This is a genomic window from Pseudomonas sp. AL10 (genome assembly GCF_029960685.1).
Classification (GTDB): domain Bacteria; phylum Pseudomonadota; class Gammaproteobacteria; order Pseudomonadales; family Pseudomonadaceae; genus Aquipseudomonas; species Aquipseudomonas lactis.
Window position 1 is genome coordinate 217,511 of the sequence record NZ_JASBQZ010000003.1, and the last position, 25,440, is coordinate 242,950.

Here is a 25,440-nt window from a genome sequence, read left to right on the forward strand (position 1 = left end):
CTTGGTACGATGTTGGAGCAGAGCCCTAGGCACATCTGGCATGTACACCATGGCGATCATATCGAGCTTCGCTGGGAGGCTCGATTGCATCTAAAGCGTTGTCTTCAGCATCGGCTGGTGCGGGATGGGCATGCTCCTGGCGTCGTGCGAGACGATTATTTTTCAATCGATCTGGGGTACTGAAGCTGCGGGTGGCCAAGTCTCATCTCTCCCTGACGGTGTGGCGCACAAGGCGGTTTCGGGGAGAAGCTTTGGACAGCGTCAGACAAACTGTCCTTGAGGCGACAAAAGATTCAGTTTTGCGACAACTTGTTGACCCCTCCCTCTTGAAAATTTTTAAACGAGACGGAGCTCTTATATTTGAGAGCAAAAGAATTTTAACGGTGTTTGCACCACCGCTGATGCACGATCAACGCGCTATGTGATGGCGTGTCTTGCCGGCTTTTGCTTCTCGCTTTTTCGCCTGTAGGTTGCCTTGCCGCATGGCGAGGCGGGGTGTTCAGGGAGATCGGTTTTTAGGGCCGTAGGCCCTGCTTACGCTTTGAAAACAAACGACCGCGATTTCCATATTTTTTTTGAGTGAATCGCTCCGCCTGGAATTGCACCCGTCTCATCCAACGGCGGCTATGTTGGCTGAGAAGAGGGGTTGGCAACGTTAGCCCTGGTTATTGATAAATTGTTCTGCTGTGCCAGCCCCGAGCCTCATCGTGATGCGTTAGCCTCCCGCAGAGCTTCTTCCAGAGCCTCTAGTGCGTCTGCCAAGCGCTGATCCTCCCGAGGGTCGCCGCTATCAGGCCTGAACGCTTCACAGTGTCGTAGAAGGGCTTCTAGGTCGTTTTGATTGAGATCGAGTTCCACGTGCATGATTGATCGTCCTTGGGCGGGAGTAATCGTCAGGCTGCGGTTGAAGACCGCATGGTGCGGTGACGAAGTAGTTGTGGGGTTTTGATTTGAACAGTGATGTCGAGAAGCGGATGTGGGAGATGGCCTCGCAGGTCTACGGGGATGCTCTGGGCGAGATTCTGAGCCTGGCGTTGGCGGGCTACAAGCGCAGTTCTGGGCTGGACGATTTGACTCGCCTATATCCCAACACTGCTGGGCATCAGGTGCTGCCGATTTTGCGGAAGGCGTTGTTGGTGCGCTGGCCTAACGTTGACTTTGGGCAGTCGGAACTGTGCGTCGAACTGCGCTCTCGACTTCGTTCACACTTGAACCAGTATCTCTTACGCCGGCTGGTCTTTGAGCATGCAGCGCCGCCGGTGATGCGTGATGCGCTCTTCGGGGCAGACGTAGGCTGGTGAGCGGGGCAGTGAGACAACCAGGCACGATTTACCCTGGCTGCTGAGGAGTTACCATGACGTAAGACCGCATAGCCCTGGCTCTGAGTGATGAGGAGTTCGCGGCCATGATGAAAGAATTCGATCTATCAGGTGAATGGATGCGTGAGCAGCTGGCGTCGAACCGTGCAGCTTCCGCCCCCCAATGTATTGAACCAGTCGAGAGCGGATACGGCAGTGGGCGGCAGGCGCGTAGACCCCGGCCAACCTCCCGAACCGTAAAAAGCTTTGGCTGTAAACCACTTTTTTGCACTGTTAACTAGGTCGGTTTACAGTACAAAAAATGGATTTACAGCTTTTGCATTTCATCGGCGCTCTTAAGCCTGATCAGGCGCAGCATGGTCAGCTCGCACAAGGCCATGCAGTAGGAATTCCCTATCGGTAGATCCCTGCGGCGCCCTGGCCTTCATTCAGTCATAATGATCGGGTCAGTTTCGATGGCTGGCATGCTTTGGTCATGTTGCTGTATGCACTCCACTTCACCCTCCGTGAGACACCTGAAATGACCCTTGATTTGAGTGAGGAGGAAATGCGCCGGGCGCTATTCGGCATCTCTACTTCTGCTTCCGCCCCAATTGAAAAACCTCCTACACCTGAAGCTTTTAAACCGATCCCCGAGAAAACGGCAGAGCGTAAACTCTCCTCACCTAAGCTTCGAGTAACGCTGAAGGTCAGCAAGGTCTTTGAAGGCGATGAGGAACTCTTCAGCTACGACGCGAGTACCTTGAGCACACTCCTGGCAGAGCAAGAGGCTAGAAGCGCAGCCAGGAAAAAACGGTTCAAGTATATCGAGCTGATTTCGGTCGTCCCGGTCTGATGGGTTTGATGCCGGTGTAAAGCAGGGTATTTCCAAACAGCATGCCGCAATGGATGTCGCCTTCCCCGATCTCGGTGTGCCGTTGAGAGTTTAAGATGCCAACCCGCTGCTGGTGGCTAACACGTGGTCAGCAAAGTCGGTCAGGCTCTTGAAGCCCTCACCACCTCTGCGATTCAAGAAGAAACCTCGGATACCCACTTCGCGAGGCGCGTAACAATCGCGTTGGATCGAGTCACCAATCATCATGACCTGGTCTCTGCTGAAGTAGTCACTGGTATCGGCACCGATGAGTTCACAGCTTGCCCTGTACATGAATGGTTCAGGTTTCATCGCGCCAATTGCGTAGCTGAAGCCATAACCATCAAGCGTTGGATACAGTCGGCGGACAGGTTCTCCATACGGCGCAGCGAGATTGGAGGCAACAGCAATCTTGATACCTTCGGCCTGCAACATTTCCACGGCCCGCAACCCATCATCATACGGTTCGATGCTACTGAGATCCGCGTCAAGTGCACCTTGGATTTCGGCCATGAGATCGGGCCGGATGCTGATCCCGAAAAGCTCAGCCGCTTCCGCAAGGCCCAGGCTACGGGTCATGACTTGGTGTAGATCGTTCGGTTGAGGTCGACGCCCTTGGCGGATGCCTTCTTTCAAAATCATGCGATAGGGGTGTCTGCCCTGCGGGATTCGAAGCAAGGTGCCGAAGGCGTCGAAGAGTATGAACCTGACGGACATCTGAGTTGCCTTTAGGAACAGCGGATCGAAGTCCGCTTCATCTGATCTGGCAGGATACAGTGGATTAGAGGGTTGGGCACCTGAAGCGACCAGTCAGCTATCAAGTGAGCTTTACGCTGTGCAGCATCCTCAACAACAGAAAGTCATCCGGGGCATCCATGATGAGCTCTCCATCATCCGCGACCCTGACCTCGCAGAGCCGAGGATGACTCAGTAACCCGGGAGGCAGAGGATTGCGAGCAAATGGATTGTGGAGCACATACAGGCCGTCCATAAGGTGCTCGGTATAGTCTCGTTTCGGTGCTGTCCGCACCACTGGAAACAGGCTCCCTGGATTGGGGTGGAAGCTGGTGTACACGGACGGTGCTTCAGGATTGTCGGCCAGAGCTCTCAGCTTCCCCCATGTGGCCAGGCAGCTATAGACAACCGCTGATACTTCCGCATGAGCATCGTCGCAAAAGAGTCCGACGTCGATGTTGGTGTTGGCATTCTTTGGGGCTGCCGTGACGTTGTACGATGCTACGTGGGTATACAACGTGAGGGAGTCGACGGAGGACTCGATCATAACGGACAGAGCACTGGGCCTGCAGCTCAGATCCTCAGCAGATGCATTAAGTCTGTGGTTTTCCAAGGCTGCAAGTCAGGAACGATGCCAATGGCGGCCCACGGTCGATGTAGAAAGGCTCAGTGCCCGGGCTACCTCGGCTTGACTCAGTCCATCGGCTTTCAGAGCCTGGACGGCCTTAGTGGTTTCCACTCCTTTGGCCACTTGGGGATGAAGTGGCCCGTCCTGGTCGATCGGGATAAGGGAATCCAGGAGCTCCAGGCGCTCTAGCTCTTCGGCTGCCTCCTTTAATATCTCTCGGGCTGAAACATCCCTCTTAGCCCCGTGCACCAGTGCCAGCACTGCCAAAGGGCCGATCTCCAGGGCCTCTGCCAATGCCTCATTGGTTTCGATGGTCACCGCACTCTCGCCGCGCTCCAGACGGCTGATGTAAGAAGCATCGACGGCTCCTGCCAGCTCCAGTTGGTTCAACCCTCTTCTTTCTCTCAAGAATCGGAGGGTGTTGGCATAGGCTCTGCGCAGCTGCATCTACTGAATCCTGCAAAAGGAAACGGTATGCCGCGATTGATATGTCCCTAACAAATGCTTATAGTCAACTGATAGGGAAATTGGCTTTCCCCTGAGTTTTGAAACGTGTGTCCGGGGAGGGCCTCATGTCCTGTTTCACGCGAGAAAGGTCGCTGTGGTCTGGGTCTGCCGCCTAGGTCTTGGCTGTGGGGGGCTTCACAAGCGCAGATCAGAGCACCAGAGCCAATAGGGTTGCTGCCCAAGAGCTTCCCCGTATGCAGGAAGTAGTTAAGAGGAAGGATGCTGCATGTCACAAATGCGTAAAGTTGTCGCGATTGTCAGGAACTATCAGGAAAGAATCTCGGCTGAGTCTGTGGCACGCTATACCCGCGTACGTCTTGAAGATGAGTCTGGCAAGACATACTACATCAAACGCTTGGTTGTCCCTGGCTATCTAGCTAGAAAAGGGGCTTTCAGCAGTGATGTGCCACGGACGTGGTATGTTAAGAATGTTGATAAACATACTGTTGTGATTGTGGGGTTTGAGGGCGGTTCGGGCAAGTTTTTCTACGACCTTGACGAAGTAAAGACCCTTTCCAAGGGCGCCAGGGTACAGGGTGTTATTTATGCCATTGCTGCTGTGCCAGCACCCATAATCGTCGCTGTAGCGACTTATGGTCTTGGGCTTCTATTGATGCCACTATTCGTTTATCAGGCTTACAAGTACCTCATCAAAATCCCTTCGCTTCTTAGTCAGGCGACGCTGAAGAGGGATTTCCAGGGTTTCGGAATCAGCATTTAAAGCGCTTGTGGATCTGTCGTAGGCTTGTTAAAGAGATAAGTTTACTGATGACAAGCCTGCGCGCTGTTGAGGCGCGTAGGTTCTATGCTATGCCGGATTTTACTCCAGATCATCGTTGGTAGAGGTCAGCTGCTGCATGAAGTGATCCTCACGCCGTTGTTGCATTGGGCCGTAAACACCAGGTGGCATGTGAAACTTTTTCATTGCTTCTGCATCATTAACGAGTTGATCAAGTGCGCTGCACTCATCGTAAATATGCTCCCAGTGGGTCAGGACGTTGGTGCGTATTCGAGAAGGTGCGCGTATCCTGGTGTGATCATCGAGGAGGATGTCAGGTAATTTGAAACGCCGGAAGCTATCGCTCGTTTTGAAACTTGTCTTGCGGAGTTTTCGATTGTAACTTGCAGCACGAAGCAGTCCAGTATGCCTGAACTTGGAGTCTTCATGCCTAAGCAGTTTGATGGCTAGTGCGTACTCTCGGTCGCTTAGAGCTTCAGAGAGTGGGTAGCTCATTTCCCAAAGCTTCAGCGTGTGATCAATTAGCTGGAGGGCTGATTCTTCAATATGCTCAGCCATCTGCGCAGCTGTCATGCCGACCTCTTTGGTGTATCCATAGAGCATTAATATTAAATAAAAAACCACTACGTGGCGCGACATGCCACGACAGATGTCGTTGCAAAGCACGTCCCCCAGTCCTTTGTTGAGAACAAAGTCATTTATTATGTTGGCCAGCATTGCAAGGTTCAAGCTCGACATGTCAAGCGCGAGGTGGCAAAGTGTCGAGGCGAGCTTAAGTCTGTGACGAAGTGAGAGTTCTGGAAAGTGGATGGCGATGAGGATGTGGATGATGTTGTATTCGAGTCTTTGGCTGTCTTCGAGTAAGTTCTGAAATTTAGATTCTATTCTGTTTTCCTGAAATTGGCTTAGTCCACCTAATCTACAAGTCACCCACTTATATTCACCTTCATATTCACTGGCAATGGCATTGGCTTCAAGAACTGAGAGCATGCTGAAAGCCGTCTCTGCGATGGGTACGCCACCTTTAATCAACGTGATGATTACAATCGAACCGTAGGTTTTGGAGTAGTGCAGACGGTTTTGGATAACCAGGTTGTCTAGCTTGACCTGATGAAAGACCCGGTTGAAGGTCTCGTGCATCATGATTTCGGTTATGTTCAACATCACCACCGAGGCAGCGGATTTGCCCTGCGTCAAGATTTTTGACAAGGCGGCATTTCGGCGCAAAAGAAACTCAGCGCCCCATACCGTAGTCGTCAGGTCAAGATAATGAGTGTACTCATGGATGCAGAGGTTATAGGCATCTTTTTCAGAAGGGGTGAGCTTGCCTGTGCTAAGTCCGGCCTTGAGTGCTGATCGGATCATCTTCCTATCTTTGGCGGAATAGGTGTTCAGGAGGATGACACTAGTGGTGTAATCAAGACTTCCAAGCTCATCTGGCGAGCACAGTGTAAATTTAGATCCTGGCTTGACTTTCATTGTGTTTTTTTGTGCTCGTGGTTGTTGGGTGTTTCATTGTAATGCTTGCGATGTAATTGTCTCAGCTTGTCGAAAATTATTCTTAATTTCGTAGCTCTAGAAACGGTTTTTTGTCGATGATTGCGGCTTGAGACTTATTTTTAAGAAGTTCGACTAAATCGCCCTGGTTTTGCAACAGGCTCACGATTTCTTCTAGGGTGCACAGGAAAATGGTTCTGTAATTAAGGAACTCTGCGCACTGACTGATGACGGCCTGCGTGTACCTGCTGTTTGAAATGAAGATGCCCGACACGTTTGCTCGGTTCATCACCCTCGCTAGGTGCGAGCTGAAATCGCCTACACCTACAGGGTCTTTAAGCCACTTCATTTCCACCACGTGTAGGGTGCCCGAGAGTTCAATGATGCCGTCGATCTGCTCCAGCACCACCGCGCTGTCCGGTGCCCTGCGGACAAAGTTCTCTCTCACATGGATGCCGTAAGCACGGAAGAGATCATTCAGCACCACCTCCAGGCGTCGGCCTCTTTCCTGGGGTTGGTCGTCCATACCGAAGAGGGCGAATAGACGGTTCTTTACGTCCTCGACCTCGCTGCGCTTGCGCGCGGCCTCCTGCTGGGCTGCACGGTGTGTTGCTTGCGCTTGATCGCGTTCAGCCTCTCGCTCCTGCTGCATCCTGGTGAACGCATCTTTCTTGTTCACTGCATCACGGACGCTTGCTACCAAGCCCTTGGCTTCGAGACGGTCGTCTGGCCAGCAAGATTCGAAATCCTCAAATTCGACGACCCGACGGATCACCCCGCGACGTGGGCCTAATCCGTTATCACCACGCATGTTTAAGCGTGTCAGCACGGTGCGCACGATCTCGTATTTGCTGATCGAGCCTGGCGTGGTTTTCACCGTTGCGCTGACGGCTGCCAAATCCTCCTCAGTGACCCCGGCACCCTGGAAAAATAGGATGACGGATTGCTTGGACTTGACCAGTTTCGGGATGGTCTTGATCAGCAGTTCCAGGAGGTCTGCCGGATAGTGAAATTGCTCAGCCATGAAAGCACTCGTTGTCCGTAACCTTTCCGATGGCTCACGCAAGGCGAGCCTGCTGCGCTTGTCATCATGGCCCTAGATGGTCGGAAGGTAAATCCCGACCGTAGGGTGGCTGCGTCAGCCTGCCAACTTACCTGACTTAGCTGCCCATGATTGCTTTGGTTAAGATGTTCCGGTCTGGGGTTAGAAATCAGGGCGACGTTTAGGGAAAGAGGACGTGATCAAGCTCATTCTTTGAGCAGATTTCTTTGAGTCGGTCGCCCTGTTTTTTGGCCCAGTCCTGCTCGATGCTGTAGCCGTAGGCGATCTTCCCACTGACGTGGTTGATCAGCCCCTGAAGCGATTGAAAGCCCCGATGCTTGGCATGTGTCTTCGCGTCGATCGCGGGATGAGACAGGTAGTAGAGATGATCGCTTACACACTTCTTATAGGATTTCGGTAGTCGAGGGGTGTCGCCGTCGACAAGCAGTCCCAGCACGATTTTGCGCGCCCCCGGTGCAATGATCTTCGTCTTGGCCTCGTTGAGCCAGAATCCTCCCTCAATCAAGCGCGCGTTGATCGACTTGATATGCTGGTGCGCATGTGACCGGTCGAATGCTTTTTTTGAGGAGAACACCAGGTCATCGGCATAACGCGAGTACACCAGATCCTTCTCCAAGGCGTAGTCCTGTAGGCTCTCATCCAGGGACTGCATAACCAAGTTTGCGATCCTCGGTGAGGTCGCAGCACCTTGAGGGACGTGACCGATACGGGGGTCTGCAGGATAGGGCAGGCCAGCGGGAAGCTCTCCATTGCCGAACCTTCGATCGGGGTTACCGCTTGATCGGACGCGGGTGCAAAGCCTGGCAAGTTCGAATGCCACCAGTGGCTGATACCCGAATGACCTGAAAAGGTCGTATACCCTTGGCTCTAAGATCGACTCGAAGAAGTTAGTGAGATCGAGTTTTATCAGCCATTCAGCCCCGCAATGAAGTTCGGCTGCTTCCAGTACGCCGTGTCGCTTGTCATAGGCATAGCTGGCTTCATGAGGTTCGACCCTGGACAGAATGTTGGTGTTTATCCAACGCTGTACTCTAAGCAAATCTTCGCTAGGGGCACATATCCACCGGAAGCGATCCGGACTGTGCCCTACGTTGGGCTTGCGCAGCTTGAATACGTTGTATGCCTCTGTCCTGTAGGTTCGGCTGATCGTTCGATGCAAAAAGGGGTATGGGACGTTAGCTACATGGGCGAGGTGCTTCAGGGTAAAGATGGGCGGGCAGCCGTGCTTCATCTGCTTTGCCGTTTTAACGGCGTTCTGCAGTGTGTCATCAGGCACACTAACCTCGCGGCCTGTCTTCAAATAAAGCTGAGAGCTCCAGCGATTCATCTACCTTTAGATTCCGCCCTGGCGGATGGCAGCCTTCTGGCGCCAGACTTCGATAGCGAACACCATGAAGGCTGCCGCCCTCCAGTAGGCGTGAGATCGTCCGACGGTAAGCATAGTTTGCTCCCAAAAACGCCCCGCGCAACGCGCGGGATACTAGATTCCGCTACTGCGGAGCCCTCAGCTGTGTTGGATAATACGAAGCGAACGGATCGGGTGCCACAAAAAACTTCTTTCCCTGACGATGGAGGAAGCGGATGGCCTTATGGCCTGCTAGCGTCAACGCTCCAGAGTTCGTGAGCCAGCCCCTGCGGATGGCTCGGGCTCTTGCGCTGAGCAGAGAGTCGATTGAGAGAGGCAGTACTCTCCGCAGTTCTGCGAGCTTTCGCTTACCTCGCGAATGGGCAAGGAGGATGATCATCGCTGACTTGTTTTGATCGGTGTATCTCTTGAAGCGGGGAGATTTAGAAATCTCTGAAAAATTTAACTCGTCCAGTGCGTTCCTGATGGCGCAGTCAGGGTTGATTTGGGCTGATGGCCAGAGATTTTCAGTGACGCGTTTAGGGAAGAGCGAAGCCCACTTTCTTGACCCTCTGGTTTTATCTGAAACGAAAATGGCCGGCATGTTGTTTGGTGCCCCATGTTCGAAGGCTAGTAGGGCCGCCGTGTTTCTCCAGCCGAATGGCTCTTTGTTATATGAGCCATATTCTTGGCACAGCTCGATCATGTCGGTTAGGTCGTCGTCAAAGCTATTAAAAAGTGTTGGGCATTCCGTTACGAGTCTGACCGTGGGAGAGAATCGGTGCTCTCGGACATTATTAATGCCTTGTAAGGTTCCGCTGTAAGCCAGAACCCAAAATCTTAGAAATTTCCCTGAGTGCCAGCTTCTTATTGATGGGACATTCCACATGGCATCAAGCATGTCATAGGCCCGTTTGCCGCTGCCGATGAAGTCGGTCAGGATAACGAAGTTTCTTACCCGGGAGCTCCTAATATTATCAGCAGCAGGCTGAAGCAAAAAGCGTGTAGGGTTGGAGCGGCATAGCGTATTGGCTATTGAGGCAACTAGTCCTTCGCTTCCGATGTCCTGGGTTTTGAAAGTAAGTGACTGGACGACATGCTGTGCTGCGCCATAAGCTCGCATGTGTTTCTTTTTTGATCTGGAGTTAAGCGTCTTTTCAGATTTGTAGATCGGTGGCGGGAGTTCGGATTTTGTCTTTTGTAGTTCTCGCTCGATGAATAAGGCTGAGCTAGATCTTAGCGGGAGTTCGCTTTTGATCAATTTTACAAGGCTGTTCTTGAAGTCGCTCAGGGGGCAGTAGCTCACTGAATCTACGAGCTTCTCAGCTAACAGACGATCTTCGGGGCGCTTGTTGAACTGGCTTAGCCAAAGCTGTGTTTTTTCCTGTTCCTTTAATGGCTGCACAGCATTAATCCCTTTTCTTGGCTTGGGGAAAATAGGTGTAGCAATCCTCATCTCTGCACAGTCGCATTCCATGACTTACCATCAGCATCATGCATTTGTCTCCACGCTAATGTCCATGGCATCTCCGCCCAGCCCCAACCCATTCAAAAAACGGCCCTGGCGACAGGGCCGCTTCCCATCAGGATTGGCCGAGGTACTGACGCACTTTGTCTGCATACGTGCCGACGGCAGCAACAGCTTGCTTCAGTTCAGTCTCAGTGCAGCCGAGCGCTTTAGTCCAGTTACGGACTTCGTTGGCATCGTGGATGTCGATGCGATTCGCATCTTGAGGGTGGGTGATCGGAGGGTCTTCATGGGCTGCATCCCACCTGAAACACCTGTGGGGTCGCTCATCTGTTGCGGCTCTCTGTGCTTCCACTACTACAATTTGGGCTTATCGAGGGGCAGTGCCTCTGTTTGATGATGCGTTGAGGTGAAGACGTGGATGCCTCTATCTCAAGGCTTTGAGGCCGGCTGTTCGTTGCTTGGTGGTCGAAACATTGCCACTATGGCCGATTCATTCAGTCGAGAATCGGCATGCGGACAGCACTACACCGTGACACCCTCGAAACCCTGGATGCCCAGGGCTATGAAGACGCATATGGCAAGCCCGTTGATAACAATGGCAAGGAGCGAGAACGACCTCCGGCCCTTTGCGATATCTGCCGACAAGACGTGTTCTTGCGAGCTGAGCACAGCAAGCTGCGCACTCCCAATTTCGTTCACTTCGAGGACAGCGCTCCCTGTCCGGTCAAAGCCTTCAACGCTCAAGCCTACCGCGCACTCAATCCTGGACAGGGCAATGCCGCTGACGCCCAGAGGCTTCGAGAGGGCTTCTTTGCGACCTGGCGGTATCACTGGCGAGAACTCGACCGGATCATCGGTTACGCCTCGGTCTTCGATTTCGTCTCCGTCCTCAAATACGCTGATCACCACGGGATCTGGCGTTACCGGGACATGGGTGTTCAGGATGTGCTGCCTGTCCTACTGACGCTGATGGACTTCCCTCCGCTCCCAAAGGACAAGCGCCATCTGCGTGACTATGGCTTGCGCTTCCTCTATGTGGGCACCGTTGCCAGTACCAATGACTACTGGAACCTGCCGGCCCACGAGCGGCGTCTTCTCAAAGTGGTTTACGAATTCCCGGGGCAGGCTCGTACATTCCAATCAGAGCGAATTTCAGCGAAGCATCCCGTGGCTTTTGAGCCGGACTACGAGGCAGCTCGCTTCGATTTGGACGTCGACAATCAACCCACAGCCCACCCCTATGTCGTTAACACCATGGCCAGGGAGTTCAAGGTGTAGGTTTCGGCTGACTAGAATGTCGCTTGAGCGCTGCCATACCCGAAAAGCGATATGTGCCAAAATCCAACGAGTAAGGTCGCCAAGCAAAATCACCGATGGTGGGGGGGGAGACGGGAAGTCCACCCTCCCATAGGAATCACGAACCTTGGAGCAGCAGGAATGAATCTCACGCACCGAAGTGAAGCCGAAGTTTTCAAGGAACTGATAAATCTGACGGCTCGACCAGGCTACGCTCACGCTATAGCCGGGATTTGTCATCGCGACAACTTTGTGTCGTTCCAAGGCGAGCACAAGCCCTCTGACCTTGATCATATATTTGACCGTAAAAGACTCAACCGCAATGAAATAAGCACGGTGTTGGGTCTGATGATGCGTCAGCCTCTCGATCTGTCTGAGGTCGATGAAGCCACACTTAGAGGCTATGCCTTCCGCACTGATCAGCTACTGGGTGAGCTTCACAGTGCTCTGAACGGTCAGGTGATCGGCGAGCTGGCCCCACAAGCCCAGAAGGGCGAAGTCGTGGAGGACTTTTGGCAAGGGCCGATGATGAAGGAGCCCATTTTCTATGCCACCGAATCAGCCTACAGCTTCCAGTATCGAGATTTTTTTGCAGAGAAACACGCTCCGGATGATGCCTGGTTAGAGCGGGTCATGGGGTTCAGCAGCGCCCAAGCTTTACGAGTGGCGAACACGATGTGTTCGTTGATGAACGAGCGAGCTAACAACGGAGCGCGACTGACTGGTGAACCCCAGCTAGGCCAGATGCCGACAGGCTCGGTGCTGGAGCTTTTCGAGTTCAGGGCGCATGAAGTAGCCCATTGTTCGGGCCAGGAACTGGATGTCGTTGAGGCAGTTTTCAAAGCGCTGATGTTCAGTGGTGATAATGCCCTGTTCAGGGAGGTTGGGGACTTCAACCAGGTAGCAGCTACGCCTCTGCTGCCAACAGGTCGGGACTCAGTACTTCTGTTTTCTCATCACATGATTTACGAAGCCCTGTACGAGTCGCCTTTCTTCTGGATGAATCAGGATAAGGATTACAAGCAACAGGCCTCAGACAATCGTGGTGCATTTACCGAACAGTTCTCTCTGCGCCGCTTGGTATCGGTCTTCGGAAAGTCAAACGTCCACACCAACGTCAATTTGATCGAGGGGAAGCGGATCGTCGCAGAAGCGGACGTGCTGGTCATCTTCGGGGATCGGATTATCATCGTTCAGGCTAAAGCTAAAAAGCTGACCCTGGCGGCCCGCAAAGGTAGCGATGGACACATCAAGGCTGATTTTGCTGCTGCCATTCAGAAAGCCTATGACCAAGGGGCTGAATGTGCGACAGCTATCAGAGCTGGGAGCTGCCGCCTCGAAGATGATCAGGGCCAAGCTGTTGCGCTTCCGAAGCAGGTCAAAGAGATCTACCCGTTCTGCGTCGTGTCCGACCACTACCCGGCGTTAGCATTCCAAGCCAGCCAATACCTCAAATACTCAGCCGATGAGGTCGTTCGTCCACCTTTGGTGATGGATGTATTCCTGCTGGATGTCCTTGCGGAGATGCTTGATACGCCCATGCGTTTTCTAAGCTATGTCCGAATGCGCTCAGAGTCATCATCAAAGCTGATGGCGGGGCACGAGCTCACAGCCCTGGCCTATCATCTGCGGTGCAATCTCTGGCTCGACGATCAGTTCAATATGGTGATGCTGGAGGACTCGATCGCAGCAGAGTTAGATGCCGCCATGGTTGTCCGGCGGGAAGGACTACCGGGCCAGCGAGTCCCTGAAGGCATTCTCACTAGGATGAAAGGGACGTACTACGAGCGCTTGATTGAGCAAATTGAGCGCCGGCCTAACCCAGCAATTCTTGAACTGGGTTTCACCCTGCTTTCTATGAGCGAAGAAACCTGTAATGCGGTTCATCATGCCATTGAGCGCTTGACCAACATGACGAAAATCGATGGCAAGCGCCATGATTTTACGATTGGTATGACTGAGCATGGGGTGGGGATTTGTTTTCACTGTAACCCCACTCCTTCCGAGGAAGCCGTTCGAACGCTGGAGGTGCACTGTGCCAAACGCAAGTACACACATCAGACGCCGGAATGGTACGGGGTTTCGGTGGGAGTTAATGGTGAAATTCAGTTTGGCATAACCCTGAATTTCCCGTGGGAGAAGTCCACCCAGCTGGATGATCTAACAAGGGAAATGAAACCATCTTCATCGGTTAGACAGGGCCTGAAGGCCATGGAGAGATTGTTTGCCCCCAAAAAGCATGGGCGTAACGATGCGTGCCCCTGCGGAAGTGGACTCAAGTACAAAAAGTGCTGCCTGTGAGGTTGTGTAAGCCAATGCTTGGTTGCCAGCAGCATGTGATGCTTACATGAAGGCTGGCTTCATAAACTTCAAATTCGCTCTTGACTGAGTCTATCTTTGGTGACTAGCGGGAGCAGGGAAGTGTTTGTGTAAGTCATACCGGTTCTGGCGGTCGTCTTGTGCCGATAAGGTGGCTGCGCGATTGTCAGCCGACGCCACCCACCCCGTGATACCGGAGTGGGTGGCTATGATCAGATATCGCACTCTATGCTGATGCCGTGCTGGCCTGCGTCCTTCAACAGAATTTGCTTTCAGTCGCATCGGGTAGCCCGCAGATATGGAAATGAGCGGAATCACCCATTTGCATTTCCATGCCTTCTCGATCAATCCTATTGAGATGGCATCAGCAGCATTGAGCTTGTCTTTGCCTTGGGCTTCCTTTGGAACTCCAGTCCATCTCTTGATTTAAAATGTGGCTCGGCAATTTGAACGGTAGTTGGTAGTAGTTATGAGATCTTCTGATCAAGTTGTGAAAATCTTACGTGCAAACTATGCAGGTGATCTCGCAGGCCCAGCTTTTTATAAATTTGCTCCGCCTGCGCAAAGTCTTCTTTAGCTCGTGAGTGCTCCCCCAATGCTTTATGGATGAGCGAGGAGCTGGCCAGTATGTGGCCTCGAAGATTTGGATATAGGTTTTCTTCCAGCTTGAGGGCAAGTTCTAAATTTGACTGTGCAGAAGGTAAGTCGTTTTCATCTTTGTCCACCAGGCCGAGATTTAAAAGTGCTGCTATTTGAGAACGTTTTTCTTCTTCTTTGACGGATAGGTCGTAGGCTTTTAAGTTGTATTCCCTTGATTTTTCTAGATTTTTAAGGTTCTGGTAGATGTTTGCGATATTGCCGTAGTGCTTTAATAAGCTCCCCGAGTCTTTCAGCAGTTCTGCCAAGTCAATGGCGTGATGCAATACTTCCAGTGCTTGATGAAGCAAACTCTCGTCGCCTGAGATTTCGGCCTTGTATTTCAATCGAATAGCGAGATTTGTCAGTAGATAAGACTTGATCGAACGTAGTTCTCTTCTTTCAGTTTCGCTCTTTGAGTTGTCCATTACTTCGTCAAGTAGTAGCTTTGCTTTGTTGTAATATTTCTCTGATAGTTCGAGGTTTCCTAGATTTGTATAGCAGCTGCTAAGGCCATTGAGATGTTTCACTCGGCCTATTTTGTGATCAATGCTTTCGGATATTACAAGCGCCTTTTCAAAAGCTTCGATGGCATCAGGCACTCGCCCGTTATTTTTGTAAAGAAAGCCTAGATTTCCTAGTACGGCTTCCCGTTCGCGTGGGCTTATATCTGCTTTTTCGAGGCATGCATTAAAGATTTTTTCGGCCTCCGGCAGCCTACCTCTAAGCATAAGGCTTGTGGCATAAATGTTAGCCTCTTTCACACTTTCGGGGTTCAAGCTTGCTGCGTGAGAATAATAAATGTCAGCTTGGTCGGAGTCTAGCAGCGCGTACAGGTTGGCTATATCGATCAAGTCTTGCGCTGCCATGGCTTTACTGGTTTTGGCTAAACTGTCCAGTAGTTCCTTTGCCTGGCTTGGTTCGTTCTTTTCAATAAGAAGAATGACTTGGGCTTTAATTGTCTCTCCAGTTTGAAAGGATCGGCCTAGTAGTTCCTCTAGCTGTTCGCCAATCATGGAATTGTCAAATTTTGACAGCCATTTACTCATGGCTGTCGCTGTTTTAATGATGCGCTTAGGTGTTTCGGCGAAATTTTTGACTACAATGTCGCGCAACAGCTTTAAGTCATCTACTCCTGTGGATAAGGCTTTCGTCTTTCTCAATACTAGGTTGAAGTCCAGGACGTTTTTGTTGGTAAATTTCACGCCTGGGCAGATGGCGCTAACTTTAGATCTAAATTTCTTGGGCTTTAAAGAGAAAAAGAATAGCTCGTCAATTTTTTCGCGATGCTCGCTATCGATTAGACTGGTAATGGTTGAGTTGATTTTTTTCAAATCAATTCGTGAGCTTACTTGAACGCCTATTCGGTTTCCTGCATCCAATAAGTCAATGGATTGTGTATTTGGAGTGACATGGTTGGTATTGGTTAAGTTCCATTTGTGAGATATATTCAAAATGCTAGCAACAAAGTCCTCGCTTATTATATTTTCATCAATAAGGCCGGAGGCTGAGTTGGTTTCTATGAATAATTGAAGGAATATAAAATGAGTCGTGATCTCATCAGCAAGAGCCTTTCTTTCCAACATTTTCAATCCTTGATCAGTGGTTTCGTTGAGTAAGCCGATAGTACAGATCGTACAATCGCATGGTGTCAGAAGGCTATCTCTCTCTCCCGCATCAAGCATTAACTCAGTTCATTCGCCAGCAGCGGCTCTGCACCAGCAATTCCGAAATCCGTCTCAGGCGTACGCAGCGTCCACCGTTGGGAGGTGAGATGCCTTGAGATCTCAATGCCTGGGCATCGCATGACAAGTTCATGGATGTGATTACTGGACACGGCTGGGCGAGGACTGGTGGTGTCGGATAGATTCGAGGACTGGGAGGAAAGTGCCGCGCATCGCTAACGCATCGCTTGCAAGGCTATCTAATCTTAGGTGGATTTATGCTTGGAGATAGGGGCTTGCAGGAGGTTGGGTTTAGGAATAGTACAGCCGGCTGTAGTACCTGTACTAATAGCCCACTCAATGGGGCTGGGGGGCTTGCTGGGGATAGTATGTTTTCCAAGGGCGTCCGCTGAAGTTCTTGAACGACTCGGACATCAAGCGCCAGGTGGGGATGGAAACGATGGTCTTGTCAAAGTTCTGCACCTTCACCGTGTGCAGGGTGATATCGACCACATCGCCATCGGCGCCGACCTGGGGCATTTCGATCCAGTCACCCACGCGCAGCATGTCGTTGCTGGTCAATTGCACACTGGCGACGAACGACAGCAGGGTGTCCTTGTATACCAACAGAATCACCGCCGACATCGCACCCAGGCCTGACAGCAGCAACAGCGGCGAGCGGTCGATCAGGGTGGCGACGATGATGATCGCGCCAAACACGAACAGCACCATTTTCGCCAGTTGCACATAGCCCTTGATCGAGCGGGTGCGTGCGTGTTCGGTGCGTGCGTAGATATCCAGCAGCGCGTTGAGCAGGGCGCTCATGGCCAGCACCATGAACAGAATGCTGATCGCCAGGGCGACGTTGCCGATGAACAGGATGGCGGTCTTGCTCAGGTCCGGCACCAGGTACAGGCCGAACTGGACCACCAGCGATGGCGTCATTTGCGCCAGGCGATGGAAGACTTTGTTGTGCCGCAGGTCGTTCAGCCAGTGCAGCGCCGGTTGCCGGCCGAGCAATTTGACCGCGTGCAGGATGAGGTAACGGGCGACCCGTCCCACCACCAATGCCACCACCAGCAACACCAGCAAGCCGAGGCTGGAATGCAGGACCGGGTGTTCATCGAGGGCGCCCCAAAGGTCTTGGACGTTGAGCCAGAGCTGTTTGATATCCATGAGTGAACCGATTCTTCTGTAAGACAACACGGGGCGATTAGAGCATTTAAGTGCAACAAAGTTGACGCTCTGGACAAAATCGCTGACAAAAAAGCAGCTGATTAGCCCCGTTCGCGTAAAGAAACTCGGTTTGGGCGCGCGAAACCGGTAACCTATGCAGCTGATATTTTGTATTTCTTCGAGGTAGCACCCGTGTTTTCCCAATTCGCCCTGCACGAACGCCTGCTCAAAGCCGTGGCCGAGCTTAAATTTGTCGAGCCTACGCCTGTGCAAGCAGCGGCCATCCCGCTCGCGCTGCAAGGGCGTGACCTGCGGGTGACGGCGCAAACCGGCAGCGGCAAGACCGCCGCTTTCGTCCTGCCGGTGCTCAACCGCCTGATCGGCCCGGCCAAGGTACGCGTCAGCATCAAGACCCTGATCCTGCTGCCGACCCGCGAGCTGGCCCAGCAGACCCTGAAGGAAGTCGAGCGTTTCTCGCAGTTCACCTTCATCAAGTCCGGCATCATTACCGGTGGCGAAGACTTCAAGGTCCAGGCCGCCATGCTGCGCAAGGTGCCGGATATTCTGATCGGCACCCCTGGCCGCATGATCGAGCAGCTCAACGCTGGCAACCTTGACCTCAAGGAAGTCGAAGTGCTAGTGCTCGACGAAGCCGACCGCATGCTCGACATGGGCTTTGCCGATGATGTGCAGCGTCTGGTCGGCGAGTGCGTCAACCGTCAGCAGACCATGCTGTTCTCCGCCACCACCGGTGGTTCGACCCTGCGCGACATGGTCGCCAAGGTGCTGAACAACCCTGAGCACTTGCAGGTCAACAACGTCAGCGACCTGAACGCCACCACGCGTCAGCAAATCGTTACCGCTGACCATAACGTGCACAAAGAACAGATCCTGAACTGGTTGCTGGCCAACGAGACCTACCAGAAGGCCATCGTGTTCACCAACACCCGTGCTGCCGCCGACCGTATCTACGGGCGCCTGGTTGCGCAGGAATACAAGGCGTTCGTGCTGCACGGCGAGAAAGACCAGAAGGACCGCAAGCTGGCCATCGACCGCCTCAAGGCGGGCGGCGTGAAGATCCTGGTGGCCACCGACGTTGCCGCACGCGGCCTCGACGTGGACGGCCTGGACCTGGTGATCAACTTCGACATGCCCCGCAGCGGCGACGAGTACGTGCACCGTATCGGCCGTACCGGCCGGGCCGGCAATGATGGCCTGGCCATCTCGCTGATCTGCCACGGCGACTGGAACCTGATGTCGAGCATCGAACGCTACCTCAAGCAGTCGTTCGAGCGCCGCACCATCAAGGAAGTCAAAGGCACTTACACCGGGCCGAAGAAGGTCAAGGCGTCGGGCAAGGCCGTTGGCGTGAAGAAGAAAAAGACCGACGCCAAGGGCGACAAGAAGAAAACCGGCGCCAAGTCACCGACCAAGCGCAAGATCGCCAACCGGCCGAAGACTGACAACCTGTCGCTCGTCAGCAAGGACGGCATGGCGCCGCTCAAGCGCCGCAAGCCAGAAGCACCGGCTGCCGAATAAGCAGGCGGGCATAAAAAAACCGGACAATGTCCGGTTTTTTTTCGCCATGATCATTCCCACGCTCCGCGTGGGAATGCCTCCAGAGACGCTCTGCGTCGCGCTGTGCTCAACGCTTCCCCGCAGCTTCTCTGAGCTCCTTGAGCCGCGCATCGATCAACTGGCACTTGTCGGGAAACTCGGCGCTTTCGGTATCCAGGTCCATCTTCTGCAGCTTGGCATTCATCTCCTTGGCCTTGTTCGGGTTCTGCTCGGTGAGCTTGGTTACTTCCTTGGCCAGTTCTTCGCGCTTGGCGGTGGCCTCCTCGGGCGTGCAGGCCCAGGCGGGCAGGGCGCTTAACAGCGTGGCGGCGAGAGTCAGCTTCATCAAGGTTTTCATGATCGGACTTCCTTGGCAGTGATGTGCAGTTGAGGCGGCGAACCTCTGGAAAGTTCAGAGAAATGACGCCCGTCCGTTCGGTTGAACGGCCAGTGCCAGGACGTGTCACTCCCTTAGACGGGCTAACTCCATCGGCCTGCAGGAGGAATCAGGATGACGACTTACAATTGGGATCTGATCGAACGTCTGCTGCATGAAGTGCAGAACGGCGAGGGCAGCTTTGCCCCGCGCAAATACGCCGAGCAGGAAGCGGCCGAGAAGGCGACGGCCGGCGAGGACACTGGCAACCTGGACGCACTGAAGAAGACCGCTGCCGATTACGAGGCGCTGCTGTTCAAGCGTGGCTTTATTGAATCGCGGCCGGAAGAAGAGGGCGGCAATGGCGAGAATTTCATTCTGACGGCGCTGGGTGCGCAATTGCTGGCGCTGATCGACAGTTCGATTCCCGGCAATGATCATCCGCGTCAGGTGTTGGATGAACAGGTAGATGCGCTTGATCCGGCAACGTTCGCTGAAGTGGCGTCCAAAGCCCAGATCGCTTGATCCTTTTATGTCCCGGCGCCCCAAGGGAGCCGGGCGAACCTGTCGAATCGGTAATCTGCCGCTAAGGTTGCTGACAGCCGGCGAATCCTAATCTGCTGCCATTCAACTCACGGACTTGAATCGGCATGCACTCCACAACCTCCAGACGCACATTCGTCAAAGGCCTGGCCGCAGGCGGCCTGCTCGGCGGGCTTGGGCTTTGGCGCCCGCCGGTGTGGGCGCTGACCAGCCCCGGCCAGCCCACGGTACTCGCCGGCAGCGAATTTGAGCTGTTTATTGACCAGACCCCCGTCAACCTGACAGGCCGTGCGCGCACTGCGTTGACCGTCAACGGCAGCCTGCCCGGCCCGCTGTTGCGCTGGCGCGAAGGCGACACCGTGACCCTGCGCGTGAGAAACCGCCTCGGGGAGCCCACCTCGATCCACTGGCACGGCATCCTGCTGCCATCGACCATGGACGGCGTGCCCGGCCTGAGCTTCAAGGGCATCGAGCCGGGCGGCCTTTACGTCTACCAGTTCAAGGTCAAACAGCACGGCACTTACTGGTATCACAGCCATTCCGGGCTTCAGGAACAGCAGGGCGTGTATGGCCCGCTGGTCATCGACCCCAAGGAGCCCGAGCCTTATACCTACCAGCGTGACTACGTGGTGATGCTGTCGGACTGGACCGACGAAGACCCCGTCGCCCTGATGAAGACCCTCAAAAAGCAGTCCGATTACTACAACCTGCACAAACCCACCCTGGGCGATTTCATCCGGGATGTGGGCGAGCAGGGCTGGTCGGCCACGGCTGCCGACCGGCTGATGTGGGCGCAAATGAAGATGAACCCCACCGACCTTGCGGACGTCAGCGGTGAGACCTACACCTACTTGCTCAACGGCCAGCCGCCTGGGCAGACCTGGACCGGGGTGTTCAAGCCGGGGGAAAAGATTCGCCTGCGCTTTATCAATGGCTCGGCGATGACCTATTTCGATGTGCGTATTCCCGGGCTGAAGATGACCGTGATCGCCGCGGATGGGCAGCCGGTCAAGCCGGTGAGCGTCGACGAATTCCGTATCGCCGTGGCGGAAACCTACGATGTGCTGGTCGAGCCCGTAGCAGACGCCTACACCCTGTTTGCCCAGTCCATGGACCGCACAGGGTTTGCTCGTGGCACCCTTGCCAGGCAGCCTGGCGCGACTGCGCCGGTACCGCCGCTGGATCCGCGCCCGTGGCTGACTATGGCAGATATGGGCATGGGTGGCATGGATCACGGTGCCATGGCCGATATGCCGGGCATGGAAGGCATGGATCACAGCGCCATGGGCGCGATGGCGATGCAGAAACACCCCGCCAGCGAACAGAACAACCCGCTGGTAGACATGCAGGCGATGAACCCGGTGCCCAAGCTCGACGACCCTGGGATTGGCCTGCGCAACAACGGCCGCCGGGTGCTCACCTATGCCGACCTGCGCAGTGCCTTCGAAGACCCCGATGGCCGCGACCCCTCGCGCACCGTGGAATTGCACCTCACCGGGCATATGGAGAAGTTCGCCTGGTCGTTCAATGGCGTGAAGTTTTCCGATGCCGAGCCCTTGCAACTGACTTATGGCGAGCGCGTGCGGGTGGTGCTGATCAACGACACCATGATGGCCCACCCGATTCACCTGCATGGCTTATGGAGCGACCTGGAGGACGAAAACGGCCAGTTCCAGGTGCGCAAACATACGATCGACATGCCACCGGGCTCCCGTCGCAGTTACCGCGTCACCGCCGATGCCCTGGGACGCTGGGCCTATCACTGCCACCTGCTGTACCACATGGAAATGGGCATGTTCCGTGAGGTGCGCGTGCATGAATAAGGAAGCGAGCATGAACCGTTGCGTTCTACCCGTTTGCATCGCCTTCGCCACGCAGGGGTTCGCCCCATGGGCGTTGGCGGCCGAGGATGAATTTCAGGGCATGAGCCCGGCGACGCCAGCGCTGACGCAAAGCCGTACGCCGATTCCGGCGCTGACCGACGCAGACCGTGCAGCGGTCTACAGCGCGCCGGGAGGGCATCAGGTGCACGACAGCGGCGTGAACTCGATGCTGCTGATCAACCAGTTGGAATGGCAGGGCGGCGACGGCAACGCGCAGAGTTGGGACATCAAGGGTTGGGTCGGCGGTGACATCGACCGGCTGTGGCTACGCAGTGAAGGCGAACGCAGCGCCGGCCGTACCGAAAGCGCCGAAGCCCAAGCCTTGTGGGGGCATGCCATCAGTCCGTGGTGGGACCTGGTCGGCGGCGTGCGCCAGGACTTCAAGCCCGGTGACAGCCAGACCTGGGCGGCCTTTGGCCTACAAGGCATGGCGCTCTACAACTTCGAGGCCGAAGCGACGTTGTTTGTCGGCGAATCGGGGCATACCGCCGCACGCCTGGAAGGTGACTACGACATCCTGCTCACCAACCGCCTGATCCTGCAGCCCACCGCAGAACTCAACTTCTATGCGCAGAACGATCCGCAACGGGGTGTCGGGTCGGGCTTGGCGCAAAGTGAACTGGGCCTGCGCTTGCGCTACGAAGTTCGCCGCGAGTTTGCGCCTTATGTTGGGGTCAGCTGGAACCGGGCTTATGGCCAGACCGCGCAATATGCACGGGACGAAGATGAGGACGTCAACCAACTGCGCTGGGTGGTTGGCGTGCGCTTGTGGTTCTGACGGGTTTCCCTTTTTATTATTCGCCGCCTGGCGCGGCCTGGAGTCTTGCATGTCTATGTTGAAAACCACGCTGCTGGGTGCTGCGCTGTGGGTAGGTTTAAGTCTTAGCCTGCCCGCTTCGGCCCACCCCAAGCTGCTGTCATCCATTCCGGCGGCAGGCGCACAGGGCGCCGCTCCCGCAGTGATTGAATTGCATTTCTCAGAAAACCTGCTGACCCAGTTTTCCGGGGCCAAGTTGATCATGACCGACATGCCGGGCATGCCCAATTCGCCGATGCCGGTGAAGGCCAGCGTGTCGGCGAGCAGCGACCCCAAGGTGATGTTGATCAAGCCGGTCTCCGCACTTACCACCGGCAGCTATCGGGTGGATTGGCGTGCCGTGTCGTCCGATACACATCCGATCACCGGTAATGTGGTGTTCAGCGTGCAGCCATGAGTGAGCTGATCTCCATCGCATTGCGCTTCGCGCTCTATCTCGACCTGATGATGCTATTTGGATTGGGACTGTTCGGCCTTTATGGTCTGCACGCTGAGCAACGTAGATGGCTCAATCTAAGGGCATGGATGGGATTGACGGGCGGCTTGGGGCTGGCGTTTTCGGTGGCGTCGCTATTGGTCATGACCCAATCCATGAGCGGCGCCACTGATTGGCAGGCGCTATGGCCGCATGTGCAGATGATGCTGTGGCAGACCGACTTGGGGCTGACGTGGTGGGTGCGTATCGCGGCGCTGGTCCTGGCGGCACTGAGCACTCATCTGGCGCTGGCCACGCTGTCGGCTGGCGTGGCGTTGGCCACCCTGGTGTGGACAGGGCACGGCGTAATGCACGAAGGCGTGCAAGGTGTGTGGCATATCGTCAGCGACAGTGCACACCTGTTGGCAGCGGCGGGTTGGGTGGGGGCGTTGGCGGCATTCGGTTTGTTGTTGATGCCTGCGCCGTTGCCACAGGATGATCGAGTGCAGGTTCTGGCCAGCGCATTGGCAGGCTTTGAGCGCATTGGCGCGGGATTTGTCTTGGTGCTGATCGGCACTGGCGTTGCCAATTATCTGTTTGTTGTCGGGCCGAATCTGGGGGGCATCAACGGCGGAGTCTACGCGGTGCTGCTATGCCTGAAGCTGGGGTTGTTCGGCGTGATGCTGGCCTTGGCGGCGCTCAATCGCTTTCACCTGACGCCGCTTCTGCAACAATCTATCGCGGCGGGCGATTATAACGTGGCGATCCGTGCGTTACGGCGCAGCATGGCCCTGGAGTTTGGCGCTGTGGTGCTCATCCTTGGCCTGGTGGCCTGGCTGGGCACCTTGGCGCCTGACTAAGACTGTGCGCTTTTCAGGCATTTAAGCGTCTGGAAGTCGCTGCGGACCTTGTCGATTTTCTGGGTGAGTTTCACGCGCTGCGCTGGGGAGCTTTGGGCCATCACGTCCACGAGCAAGCCGCGCGCGGCGGCTTCGGTCTGTGCGTAGGCGGCGCGGTATTGCGGGGTCCACAGGCTTTCGCGATCCACCAGCAGTTGCTGGATTTTCTGCGGGAAATCGGCACTGTGACGCTGTTGCAGCGCCTCGATAAATTGCGCCTGCCAATGGGCACGGTTGCCGATCCATGCCTGGTTCTGTGCGCCCAACTCGGCGGACCAGGCTGTTACGCGGTTTTGCTGGCCTGGGCTCAACGGGCCGATCCAGGCGTCCAGTCGCTTGCTCATGCGTTCGGCGCGTTCCTTGATTTGCTGGGCCAGCGGCGGCTTGAGGTATTCGTCCTGGCGTTTACGCAGGTCCTTGGCCAGGGCGTCGCTCATGTCCTTGACCTGCTGATCGTCCAGGCCTTGCAGCAATTGCACGGCTGAGGGGGTGATTTCCCGCGCAATCTCGGCAATTGCCTGTTTGGCTTCGACAGTACGGGTTTGCAACGCGGCGTCGGTGACCTGGTTGCTGTCGACCATCTGTTGCAGGCGGTCGAGCCAGTCCAGGTAGCCAGGCAATTGCGTAGTGCAGTGCCAGGCCAGGTGCTCCTTGAGGGTGTCGTTGAACCAGCTCTTTTGCCCGGCATTCATGTCCAGGTAGTCGTTGAGGGTCCAGGGGATGATCACGTCGAGGTTTCGGTAGGCCAGGCCCACGCGATTACAGCCGGCAAGCACCAGGCTCAGGGTCAGCAATACCATCAGGAGTTTGAGCCGGCGCAACATGGGCAGGTCCTTGCATGGAGGGCGTTAATGCATGTGAACCTGCGCGGGGTGCGACAGTTCAGCCCATCAATAAAACGACCGTGCAGCCTTCAAGGTCAACAGCCCATCACATTGCGAATTGTGTCCAGAGTAGGCCGAGCAGTCACTGCCGCTGAGGCTGGAGCCGCTGTAGATCAAGTCCAGGTCAATGCCTTTCCAGGCCCGGGAAAATTGCACCGACCAATCGCTGAAACTGCTGATGGCGCCGTTCTCTACCGAGACCGGTGTGCCCAGTTGATGGGTGGTGTACTTCATGCTGACGCCGATGCCAAAAGGCTGGGTGCCGCCCAGGTCGGCGAACAGGGTACTGTCCTGGCGGTCGGGGTCGTTGCTGAAAGACACGCCAAAGCGGTTGCCCAACAGGTTCAGCCCACCGTAGAACTCCTGGCTATCGAGGGGGCTGACCTTGGGGTAGCTGTAGTGGATCAAGCCGACTTCGTAGCCCAGGGTCTGGTCGAACGGACGCTTGAAGCCCATGTAGGAGTCGACTTCAAGGTTATTGGCCGACGACAGGCCCATGTTCGGGGAAAACTGGCCGAAATACAGGCCGCTATCGTGGGTAAGGTCCAGGCCACCGTGGAACGAGTCGCTGCCAGGGGCGGTCGGCTTGACCAGGCCCTGGGCCATGGTGCGGGTGGGGGTGGTGCCTAATTTCAGGTCGAAGTCACCCAGTTCACGCTGGAAGATATGCGCTTGGGCCAAAGGGCTGGCGACCAGGAGGCTGACCACGACAATACAGCGTTTAAGCATGCTTCACTCCATGAAAAGCGAGGAGCAGTAACGGAAAGATTCAGGCGGATGCCCGTGCTAGACGTGTGCAAGGATACCGGCGAATGCCA

Annotated in this window: 22 protein-coding genes and 1 pseudogene; 11 read left to right on the plus strand and 12 right to left on the minus strand. The window is 54.9% G+C overall.

Features of this window, described 5'->3' with window-relative positions; translation table 11 throughout:
- Positions 1-950: 950 nt before the first annotated feature.
- Together QK296_RS05440 and QK296_RS05445 are read left to right on the plus strand one after the other, a co-directional pair.
- Positions 951-1,301, plus strand: a complete 351-nt coding sequence (locus tag QK296_RS05440; protein ID WP_259197978.1) for a hypothetical protein — start codon at positions 951-953, stop codon at positions 1,299-1,301.
- Between the two features lie 538 nt (positions 1,302-1,839).
- A complete protein-coding gene (locus tag QK296_RS05445; protein WP_282390683.1) occupies positions 1,840-2,154 on the plus strand; it encodes a hypothetical protein in 315 nt (104 codons plus the stop codon).
- 90 nt (positions 2,155-2,244) lie between these two features.
- Here the strand turns inward: QK296_RS05445 and QK296_RS05450 are convergent, their stop codons facing one another.
- Together QK296_RS05450 and QK296_RS05455 are read right to left on the minus strand one after the other, a co-directional pair.
- A complete protein-coding gene (locus QK296_RS05450; RefSeq protein ID WP_282390684.1) occupies positions 2,245-2,889 on the minus strand; it encodes an HAD family hydrolase in 645 nt (214 codons plus the stop codon).
- Between the two features lie 640 nt (positions 2,890-3,529).
- Positions 3,530-3,982, minus strand: coding sequence for a helix-turn-helix transcriptional regulator (locus QK296_RS05455; protein ID WP_282390685.1), 453 nt, complete (start codon positions 3,980-3,982; stop codon positions 3,530-3,532).
- A gap of 286 nt (positions 3,983-4,268) precedes the next feature.
- Between QK296_RS05455 and QK296_RS05460 the strand changes: the two genes are divergently transcribed.
- Complete coding sequence (locus tag QK296_RS05460) at positions 4,269-4,763, plus strand: hypothetical protein (RefSeq protein ID WP_282390686.1); 495 nt, start codon at positions 4,269-4,271, stop codon at positions 4,761-4,763.
- Positions 4,764-4,862: 99 nt separating this feature from the next.
- Here the strand turns inward: QK296_RS05460 and QK296_RS05465 are convergent, their stop codons facing one another.
- The 5 genes from QK296_RS05465 to QK296_RS05485 all read right to left on the minus strand — a co-directional run bounded on the left by QK296_RS05465 (position 4,863) and on the right by QK296_RS05485 (position 10,509).
- The gene (locus QK296_RS05465; protein ID WP_282390687.1) at positions 4,863-6,260 is read right to left on the minus strand and encodes a hypothetical protein; all 1,398 of its coding nucleotides are present in this window, start codon (positions 6,258-6,260) and stop codon (positions 4,863-4,865) included.
- 82 nt (positions 6,261-6,342) lie between these two features.
- Positions 6,343-7,302 carry a restriction endonuclease gene (locus QK296_RS05470; RefSeq protein ID WP_282390688.1) on the minus strand — a complete coding sequence of 320 codons (960 nt, stop codon included), beginning with the start codon at positions 7,300-7,302 and terminating at the stop codon, positions 6,343-6,345.
- A gap of 199 nt (positions 7,303-7,501) precedes the next feature.
- A complete protein-coding gene (locus tag QK296_RS05475) occupies positions 7,502-8,668 on the minus strand; it encodes a reverse transcriptase family protein (RefSeq protein WP_248916471.1) in 1,167 nt (388 codons plus the stop codon).
- Positions 8,669-8,831: 163 nt separating this feature from the next.
- Positions 8,832-10,163 carry a hypothetical protein gene (locus QK296_RS05480; RefSeq protein ID WP_248916470.1) on the minus strand — a complete coding sequence of 444 codons (1,332 nt, stop codon included), beginning with the start codon at positions 10,161-10,163 and terminating at the stop codon, positions 8,832-8,834.
- 106 nt (positions 10,164-10,269) lie between these two features.
- The gene (locus QK296_RS05485; protein ID WP_081489820.1) at positions 10,270-10,509 is read right to left on the minus strand and encodes a DUF3606 domain-containing protein; all 240 of its coding nucleotides are present in this window, start codon (positions 10,507-10,509) and stop codon (positions 10,270-10,272) included.
- A 158-nt stretch (positions 10,510-10,667) separates the two neighbouring features.
- Here QK296_RS05485 and QK296_RS05490 point away from each other — a divergent pair, with 158 nt between their 5' ends.
- Both QK296_RS05490 and QK296_RS05495 read left to right on the plus strand, forming a co-directional pair.
- Positions 10,668-11,435, plus strand: coding sequence for a hypothetical protein (locus tag QK296_RS05490; RefSeq protein ID WP_282390690.1), 768 nt, complete (start codon positions 10,668-10,670; stop codon positions 11,433-11,435).
- Between the two features lie 159 nt (positions 11,436-11,594).
- Positions 11,595-13,754 (plus strand): SEC-C domain-containing protein, encoded by a 2,160-nt coding sequence (locus QK296_RS05495; protein WP_282390691.1) that lies wholly within the window; start codon positions 11,595-11,597, stop codon positions 13,752-13,754.
- Between the two features lie 485 nt (positions 13,755-14,239).
- Here the strand turns inward: QK296_RS05495 and QK296_RS05500 are convergent, their stop codons facing one another.
- Together QK296_RS05500 and QK296_RS05505 are read right to left on the minus strand one after the other, a co-directional pair.
- Positions 14,240-16,093 carry an SMEK domain-containing protein gene (locus tag QK296_RS05500; RefSeq protein ID WP_282390692.1) on the minus strand — a complete coding sequence of 618 codons (1,854 nt, stop codon included), beginning with the start codon at positions 16,091-16,093 and terminating at the stop codon, positions 14,240-14,242.
- Positions 16,094-16,483: 390 nt separating this feature from the next.
- Positions 16,484-17,248 (minus strand): annotated as a pseudogene (locus QK296_RS05505) (mechanosensitive ion channel family protein); the annotation flags it as partial.
- 192 nt (positions 17,249-17,440) lie between these two features.
- Here QK296_RS05505 and QK296_RS05510 point away from each other — a divergent pair.
- Complete coding sequence (locus tag QK296_RS05510; RefSeq protein ID WP_003193110.1) at positions 17,441-18,787, plus strand: DEAD/DEAH box helicase; 1,347 nt, start codon at positions 17,441-17,443, stop codon at positions 18,785-18,787.
- A 106-nt stretch (positions 18,788-18,893) separates the two neighbouring features.
- On the opposite strand, the gene QK296_RS05515 is transcribed toward QK296_RS05510, so the two are convergent.
- The gene (locus tag QK296_RS05515; protein ID WP_003193109.1) at positions 18,894-19,163 is read right to left on the minus strand and encodes a hypothetical protein; all 270 of its coding nucleotides are present in this window, start codon (positions 19,161-19,163) and stop codon (positions 18,894-18,896) included.
- A 153-nt stretch (positions 19,164-19,316) separates the two neighbouring features.
- Between QK296_RS05515 and QK296_RS05520 the strand changes: the two genes are divergently transcribed.
- The 5 genes from QK296_RS05520 (at position 19,317) to copD (ending at position 23,699) form a co-directional block, all read left to right on the plus strand.
- On the plus strand, positions 19,317-19,706 hold the full coding sequence (locus QK296_RS05520) for a hypothetical protein (RefSeq protein ID WP_003193108.1): 390 nt from the start codon (positions 19,317-19,319) through the stop codon (positions 19,704-19,706).
- A 125-nt stretch (positions 19,707-19,831) separates the two neighbouring features.
- Positions 19,832-21,547: a copper resistance system multicopper oxidase gene (locus QK296_RS05525; protein WP_282390694.1), complete on the plus strand. Its 1,716-nt coding sequence runs from the start codon at positions 19,832-19,834 to the stop codon at positions 21,545-21,547.
- A gap of 10 nt (positions 21,548-21,557) precedes the next feature.
- The gene (locus tag QK296_RS05530) at positions 21,558-22,385 is read left to right on the plus strand and encodes a copper resistance protein B (protein ID WP_137205155.1); all 828 of its coding nucleotides are present in this window, start codon (positions 21,558-21,560) and stop codon (positions 22,383-22,385) included.
- Between the two features lie 49 nt (positions 22,386-22,434).
- On the plus strand, positions 22,435-22,821 hold the full coding sequence (copC, locus tag QK296_RS05535; protein WP_003193103.1) for a copper homeostasis periplasmic binding protein CopC: 387 nt from the start codon (positions 22,435-22,437) through the stop codon (positions 22,819-22,821).
- Positions 22,818-23,699, plus strand: coding sequence for a copper homeostasis membrane protein CopD (gene copD / locus QK296_RS05540; RefSeq protein WP_003193101.1), 882 nt, complete (start codon positions 22,818-22,820; stop codon positions 23,697-23,699). Before copC ends, copD begins: the two co-directional genes overlap by 4 nt.
- Here the strand turns inward: copD and QK296_RS05545 are convergent.
- Together QK296_RS05545 and QK296_RS05550 are read right to left on the minus strand one after the other, a co-directional pair.
- On the minus strand, positions 23,696-24,562 hold the full coding sequence (locus tag QK296_RS05545; protein ID WP_057709759.1) for a DUF6279 family lipoprotein: 867 nt from the start codon (positions 24,560-24,562) through the stop codon (positions 23,696-23,698). The two genes, copD and QK296_RS05545, sit on opposite strands and share 4 nt — an antisense overlap.
- Before the next feature lie 66 nt (positions 24,563-24,628).
- On the minus strand, positions 24,629-25,351 hold the full coding sequence (locus QK296_RS05550) for a TorF family putative porin (protein WP_003193097.1): 723 nt from the start codon (positions 25,349-25,351) through the stop codon (positions 24,629-24,631).
- Between the last annotated feature and the right edge of the window lie 89 nt (positions 25,352-25,440).